Annotated in this window: 3 protein-coding genes; all 3 read right to left on the reverse strand. The window is 46.4% G+C overall.

The window, feature by feature from the left end:
- A partial coding sequence (locus F993_RS05840; protein WP_004655818.1) for an ESPR-type extended signal peptide-containing protein occupies window positions 1-5,621 on the reverse strand: 5,621 nt, incomplete at its 3' end.
- Window positions 5,622-6,085: 464 nt separating this feature from the next.
- The gene (gene tpgA, locus F993_RS05835) at window positions 6,086-6,895 is read right to left on the reverse strand and encodes a trimeric autotransporter adhesin/peptidogylcan-associated protein TpgA (protein WP_004655821.1); all 810 of its coding nucleotides are present in this window, start codon (window positions 6,893-6,895) and stop codon (window positions 6,086-6,088) included.
- 62 nt (window positions 6,896-6,957) lie between these two features.
- Window positions 6,958-8,250 (reverse strand): YadA-like family protein (locus tag F993_RS05830; RefSeq protein WP_004655822.1); only part of this gene is annotated, 1,293 nt, incomplete at its 5' end.

Here is an 8,250-nt window from a genome sequence, read left to right on the forward strand (position 1 = left end):
GCAACTGTGCCGTCTGCAACACCAGTGATCTTACCCGTGGTTCCGTCAATGTTGACATCACCCACTTGCACTGAATCAAAATCAACATCTCGTGCAGTGGCAACTTCATAGTTGGTGCTGCCATCTGTATTGGTTGATTCGGTCACGACAATATTGTCACCTTCGGTAACTGTGGTTTTCGCTGCAACCGCTGTTCCACGAATCGAATCAATTGCATCATGGATATTGTTTTGACCCGTATTCCCGACATTGCCTGTTGTGATTGAACCATCAGGATTTAAGATGGTTTCACCACCAATTGAGTTTCTAACACTATCCGCAACACTATGAAGTTGACCTCCATTGATCGCTTCGGTTGAACCTGCTGCAATCGCTCCATCTGTGAGCCCACTGATCTTGCCTGTGGTGCCATCAATCGTAACGTCACCCACGTCTACATTGTTAAACTCAACATTATCCGCAGTTGCAACGTTATAGATATCTTGCCCATTTGCACCCGTGGTTTTAGAAACGGTAATGTTCTTGCCTTGGGTCACTTCGGTTTTGGCTGCCGCCGCGGCATCATCCAATTGATCTTTATTGACTGCATCTGTGCCATTTACACCTGCACCAACATTGCTAATTGGATTGCCTGCTGCATTGATGCCTGACTTGGTGATGCTTGGCCCGTTGGTGATGGTCACACCATTGTCGTTGATTAAGGTATCGCCTGCGCGAACACTATCGACATTCAAATTACGGTTTAAACCATATTTGATGGTATTCCCATCTTTAGTCACTGTGAGATTTTCTTCACCATTGACTGTACCGATATCAACCGTATCGCCTGCTTTGACTGCACCAGCCTTGGCACCATTACTTTGAAGATTCCAACCTTTGTCCAGTGCAGTAATCGCAGCACCAACGTTATTGCTTTCTACACCATTCACGGTATAACTTGGCGCAGTCACGGTGCCATCTGGATTCACCACTGAACCGCCACCTAAGGCATCGGATACGCTTTTGGCTGTGCCCGCCAATTGGCTACCATTAATCGCTTCGGTTGAAGTTGGATTCACATCACCCGCAGCTACCCCACTGATCTTGCCTGTCGTGCCATCAATACGTACACCGTTAGCACCACCAACAGTCACATTGTTAAACTCAACATTATCTGCTGTTGCAACGTTATAGATATCTTGCCCATTTGCACCCGTGGTTTTTGAAACAGTGATGTTCTTGCCTTGCGTGACTTCAGTTTTCGAAGCTGCTGCAGCATCGTCTAACTGGCCTTTATTCACGGCATCGGTATCATTCACACCTGCACCAACATTGCTAATTGGATTGCCTGCGGCATTGATGCCTGACTTGGTGATACTTGGACCATTGCTAATGGTCACACCATTGTCGTTGATTAAGGTATCGCCTGCGCGAACACTATCCACATTCAAATTACGATTTAAGCCGTATTGGATGGTATTCCCGTCTTTAGTCACACTGAGATTTTCTTCACCATTGACTGTACCGATATCAACCGTATCACCCGCTTTGACTGCACCTGCCTTGGCACCATTACTTTGCAGGTTCCAACCTTTGTCCAACGCGGTAATCGCAGCACCAACGTTATTGCTTTCTACACCATTGACGGTATAGCTTGGTGCGGTCACTGTTCCATCTGGATTAACCACTGAACCACCACCTAGGGCATCGGATACGCTCTTGGCTGTGCCCGCCAACTGGCTACCATTAATGGCATCGGTTGACGTCGCAGTCACATCACCCGCAGCTACCCCACTGATTTTGCCCGTGGTTCCATCAATCCTAACGTCACCGACTGCGACATTGTTAAACTCGACATTATCTGCAGTTGCGACTTTATAATCGGTACTGCCATCCGCATTGGTTGATTCTGATATCGTGATATTTTTACCTTGACTCACGGTATTTTTACCAGCGGCTGTTGCAGCATCTAACTGGCTTTTATTGACCGCATCTGTACCTGCGACACCTGCACCGACATTGCTAATTATATTGCCCGCAGCATCAATGCCCGACTTGGTAATGCTTGGACCATTATTAATCGTAACGCCATTCGTGTTAATCACCGTATCACCAGCGGTCACGCTGTCTACTTTCAGATTTCGATTTAGACCATATTGAATGGTATTCCCATCTTTAGTCACAGTTAGATTTTCTTCACCATCAGCAGTACCAATATCAACCGTATCACCAGCTTTGATCGCTACACCACCTGTCCCATTACTTTGCAGATTCCAACCTTGATCCAAGGCTTCAATTGCATCACCGACATTGTCAATCGGGTTATTATTCACAATATAATTCGGCGCACTGACTGAGCCATCTGGATTCACCACCGAGCCACCACCCAAATGATTGGCCGTTGAATCAGCTAGATTGCCTAAGGCTTGTTGAGTTGAGTAAAGCTGAGAACCATTGATTGCATCGGTGCTGGTTTCACTTACTCGACCCGCAGCAACATTAGTAATTTGTCTCTCATTGCCAGCGCTTCCTACACTGACCACACTGCTTGGCGTTGTGCCTGCATAATTATAAGTCACACCGCCCACTGTTCCATTGGTGGTTGGATTGGCTGCGGAAGTAACCGAACCTGCGCCTAATGCAACATCATCCACATTGGTTGCGCTTGCACCAGAACCGAGTGCTACACCACGTGTTGCTTGGGCATTGGCGGTATCCCCCAATGCAATTGCACCTGCTGCCGCTGCTGTAGAGGTATTTCCTAAAGCCACGGAACCTTGACCAATGGCTTGATTCGTATTACCAATTGCAACTGCACCACTTGCCAAAGTGCTTGCTGCTGTATCACCAGCGGCAGTGTTGTCCTTACCTAAAGCGACCGCACCACTACCACTCGCTCGGTTTGGATCACCAATGGCAACTGCACCCTCACCATTTGCCACCTGATCTCGTCCAATCGCAACCGCACCACCCGCTGCACTCTCTGAATTAGCAGTGGTTCCATCCGAGCCAATTGCAACATTTTTGCCTGTCTCTCCTGTCGTGACCGCGTTTCCTATTGCAATATTGTCACCCGTTGTACCGCTTTGTGTCGCTGCAGTACGACCAATCGCAATATCATTCGCGCTTTGTGCTTGAGCACTGTCACCGAGTGCAACTGCTGATGCAGCGGCAGCATTTGCCCCAACACCTGTGGCCAAAGCATTATTCGCTGAGGCTGTAGCACCTGCACCTAAAGCAACTGCTGTATTGCCTGTCGCCCGACTATCAATCCCGATGGCATTGGCATCTACCCCCGATGCTGTGGCCCTTGTGCCAATTGCTGTTGCATCACTTGCACTTGCGATAGCCTCGTCACCAACAGCGATTGCACTTTCTCCTGTTGCTTTAGAGAAATTCCCCACAGCAGTGGAATATACGCCACTGGCCTCAGTATTGTTCCCTTGCGAAATTGAGAAATCGCCTGTGGCTTTACTTCGATTACCGAGTGCCGTTGACTGTAGACCTGAAGCTGTTGCATTGGTCCCTACTGCAGTAGAATAATCCTGCGTCGCTTGAGCTCGATTACCCACGGCACTTGCCTCTAAAGCAGAGGCTACGGTTGCATTCCCCAACGCTCCTGCATAATCAGCAGTGGCTTGAGCATTATTCCCCACCGCCAATGCTGTCGCACCATCCGCACGTGATTGCAGACCAAATGCTGCAGCAGATTCTGGTATGCCATTGACCACTTTTCCAGCGGCATAAGCACCTGCACCAACTGCAATATCGCCAGCTTGAACAGCCTGAGTATTTGATCCAATCGAAACGGATTGGCCACCTTTTGCAGCAGCAGTATCACCCAAAGCAATCGCACCTGCGACTGCTGCAGTCGATGTGCTCCCGATCGCCACAGAACCTTGACCGATGGCTTGGTTAGTATTCCCCAAAGCCACCGCACCCTTGGCTGCGGCTGTACCTGCGGTATTTCCTGCAGCAGTATTGTCCTTACCTATCGCAAGTGCACCATCACCATTGGATGTATTGGGGTCACCTATCGCAACTGCACCATCGCCCGTTGCAATCTGATCTCGACCAATCGAAACTGCACCACCATTGGCTGTTGCTGCATTGGCTGTCGTGGTTCCTGAACCAATAGCGACGTTCTGACCGATCGCACCTGTGGTCACTTTATTCCCTACTGCAATATTATTGCTGTTACCTGAAGTCGTCTTGGCATTACTGCCAATCGCGATATCCCCATTACCTTGTGCGATAGCAGCATGACCAATAGCCACTGTCTCCAAGGCTAAAGCTTGAGCCTGACTTCCTGTCGCTAAAGAATATTCTCCTGATGCTAATGCACCATTCCCAACAGCAGATGATTCCAAACCACTTGCCGTAGCGATATTTCCCAAAGCACTCGAAAGATTACCTGATGCTTTTGCTGAATTCCCCACTGCAATTGAATTATCGGCAGTCGCCTCAGCAGCATTACCAATGGCTGCAGAAAAATTATCAGTGGCTTGAGCTGCATTGCCAATCGCCAATGTATTATTTCCATCTGCTTTAGACGTACGACCTAAGGCAATTGCCGAAATGTTACCTGCTCCGCTTCGTGCATAAGCCGCATCGCCCACAGCAACATCTCCACCAGTTAATGCTTGAGCAGCATCTCCTACAGCAATCGACTTATCGCCTGTTGCTTGTGTACCACGCCCGATCGCAGCAGCACCTATCCCACTTGCTTGTGAACGATTACCAATAGCTGTGGCACCTGTTCCTGTAGCTCTTGCAGCCACTGCCTTACTGTTTCCAGAACCTATCGCTGTTGTATCATTCCCTGATGCAGTTGCATTAACTCCTAAAGCCGCCGCACCATTACCAGTTGCCTGAGCAACTGCACCAAAAGCGACCGCCCCCAAACCTGCCGCATTCGACTGAACTCCAAAAGCAGATGCTGCTGTACCTGTCGCTTCAGCCGTTAAGCCATATGCAGAAGAAAAGTTACCTGTTGCCCGAGCTTGTACCCCGACAGCTGTTGAACCCTGTCGAGCTTCAGTTGGTGGATAAGCATAAGGAACTAAAGCCCCACCAGTGACTTGGTTATATTCCGCTCGTAGAGCTGGATCTAAGGCAAGACGATTGACATCATCTCCCCCAATAGCAACGGAAGAATTACCTGTCGCACGAGTATTAGCACCTAGTGCAACAGATTGATCTCCACTTGCTTGGGAAAATGCACCAATAGCAATACTTTGGCCATTAATTGCACCACCTGAGGACTGTGTTGTCGCACTCCGACCAATAGCAATCGCATCATTATTACCAGCACAAGCATTTGGACCAACCGCAACACTATTAGTTGATCGCGTTCCGCTTCCTGTAGCACTTGATGTACAGTTATTAAAAGTGCTACCACCGCCAGCTTCATAACCAGCAAATGTGTGACTGCTATAAAAAATTGAACCGATAATCGTTGCCAATATGACTGGCGTTAGATGCGATTTTGTATAAAGAGAATCTGTATTTAAGGGAGGGTTAAGAGCCGCTGTTGCATTCACCGAAACATTACGTTTTTTCGTTGTACCACGTGCAAGTTCTGAAACAACCGTCCATAAACCTAAATATTTATTCCAAACTAAGCGATATATTTTATTCATGATCCAGTGCCTTTATTATTGATTAAGCACTGTTTAATTTAGAGAATAAAATAAGAGGCTATTTAACAATTGAATCTAAAAACTTAACATTTAAGTTGCTTTTTTTGTAAGCTTAAAAAAAACCAACCAAAAATGCATAAACATTACCATTATAGGAGAGCCTAACAAACATAATAGGCAGACCACATTTACATTTGAAACATTTAAATAACTTCGATTAAATGAAAAATAATATTTAATTTGATAAATTATTTTTTTATTTAATGTTTTTTAATAACAAGAATATCTCACATCTTTTAACCTTTATACGACTAGGCGGTAACACTTTTATATCAATAGAATATCGCGATAAAATTTAAAAAACTTACACTCATAACAATCGTTTTAAAAACTTAAAAGCATTAAAAACAATCATATAAATAAAAGAGCAATCATTTAAGGATTGCTCTTTTATTTGGCTTAAATTACCACTGAATATTCACACGGCGGTTTGGCGCTAGACATTGAACCAGTTGGGTATTCCGTGCTTGACCAGAACACTCCTGATAGACACTTGTTCCCCCACTCACTTGTAATTGAATACGACTCGGATCAACACCTTGCTGTACCAAAAGTTGAGCCACGGTATTGGCACGACGTGAAGATAAATCTTGGTTATAGCCGAACTTACCTAAGCGATCAGCATAACCCGAAACGATCACAGGGTTTTTTGATTGCTGAATGGCACTGACCATAGTGGCAAGATTGGTTGAACTTGGTTCTATTGCATTGGCATCTGAACGGTCAAAGGCGAAGAATACCGTTCCTGTCTGTGGAGCCGCTTGGATGGGTGCAGGCAATACGGCTGGAACAGCGTTATTCACGCCCCAAGTCATCAAACCCTGACATTCTTCACCCTTCCAAGATAAACGCTCAGCAATGTATTTCTTGTCATAATCAATGCGCAACTGACAACGTTTATAATCTTGTGTATTCGGCACGCGAATATCCAAGACATAGTTCCATGTTTTTACCGCAAACACACCTTCGCTGAAGTGCGGATTGCCAAGAATATGTCGAAATTGATCTTTGTTCATACCCACATCTAAACGGGCAACATCATTATATTCATAACGTTTTACCAGTTTAAGATAACTTTTATTTACCTCGGGAAATGTCACTTCATCCGTTGTTTGCAACTCAACTTCGCCTTGCGCTTCAACAGGTGTTACCGCCTGACTATTCAATGCAATGCCCGCAAGTGCCATCATCATTAAAGCTTGAATCTTGTTCATATCTGTTCTCACTTAATTCTTGTTTGGTAAAAAGGAGAGTCTGTTCGACTCTCCTAAAAGACTTAATCAATGATGGTGCTCACACCAACACGAACCAGTGGACTATTGCCTTGACTACCCATCGCAGCACCCGTAGTTAATGACCAGCGACCATTGTCCGCTGTCTTACGGAAGGTCACACCAATTGCACTTTGGTCGTTGTAATACGCCGCACCTGCTGCCATGGTGAGCTTACCTGGAATAAATGGCGCATTTTCAAGTGCCGCAGTTGCTGCAATACCCGCAGACATTTTGTCTTCCAGCTTATCCATACGCTTGTTGGTATCGTAGAAGGCTTGTTGTAACTGATCACCAAGATTGGTTACACGGTTATCAATTGCGCCTAATGCATCACCAACGTTGTCATATTTTCCACCTCCAACTTCATAGCTTGGCCCTTTCCAGCCAGTGCTTGGGTCATAACCTGCACCGCCACCAAGCGCTGCGCCAACATCTTCATAAGAGCGATGTAACTGGCCACCATTGATGCCATCTTTTGATCCACTGGCAATCGTACCATCAGCAACACCTGTAACTTTCTTGCCGCCTGCATTGATACCCTCTTTGGTCATGCTTGGCCCATCTACGATACGCACACCATCTGCTGCAATCGTGGTTCCACCAGCACCACCAACATTGACCTGATTCGCATTGACATCTTTAGCCGTCACACTGTCTACGGTAATGTCTTTGGCTAAACCAACCTCATAGTCATCACGACCTTCAGCATTTGTGGTTTTACTCACAGTAATGTTGCCATCTTTATTGCTTACTGATGTTTTAGCCGCCTGTGCTGCTTGACCAATAGAGCCAATTGCATCATTGATGTTGTCTTTACCTGTACCACCAATGTTGTCACCTACAATCGTTCCATCTGGATTAATTGTGGTATTTCCACCCACAATGTTTTTCACACTGTCAGCAACACCGTGTAATTGACCACCATTGACCGCCTCTTTCGAACCTGCGGCAACCGTACCATCGGCGACACCCGTAACTTTGTTATCACCTGCATCAATGCCGTCTTTAGTCACGCTTGGACCTCCTGCAATGGTTAGGCCATTGTCGTTAAGCACAGTATCGCCCGCAGTCACGCTATCGACTTTAATGTCCTTCGACAAGCCAACTTGGAAGTCAGTCCCGCCCTCGTTATTTGCACGACTTGTAACAGTGACATTCTCATCACCATCAGCCTTGCTTACCGTGGTTTTCGCTGCTTGTGCTGCTTTACCCACTGCACCAATCGCATCATTGATGTTGTTCTTACCTGTTCCACCAATGTTACTGGTCGTGATCGATCCATCTGGATTCACGGT

Source organism: Acinetobacter proteolyticus (assembly GCF_000367945.1).
Classification (GTDB): domain Bacteria; phylum Pseudomonadota; class Gammaproteobacteria; order Pseudomonadales; family Moraxellaceae; genus Acinetobacter; species Acinetobacter proteolyticus.

Bases quoted from the DNA above. Each gene is read 5' to 3' on its own strand.
- tpgA (WP_004655821.1), bottom strand. From the start codon at position 6,895: ATGAACAAGATTCAAGCTTTAATGATGATGGCACTTGCGGGCATTGCA.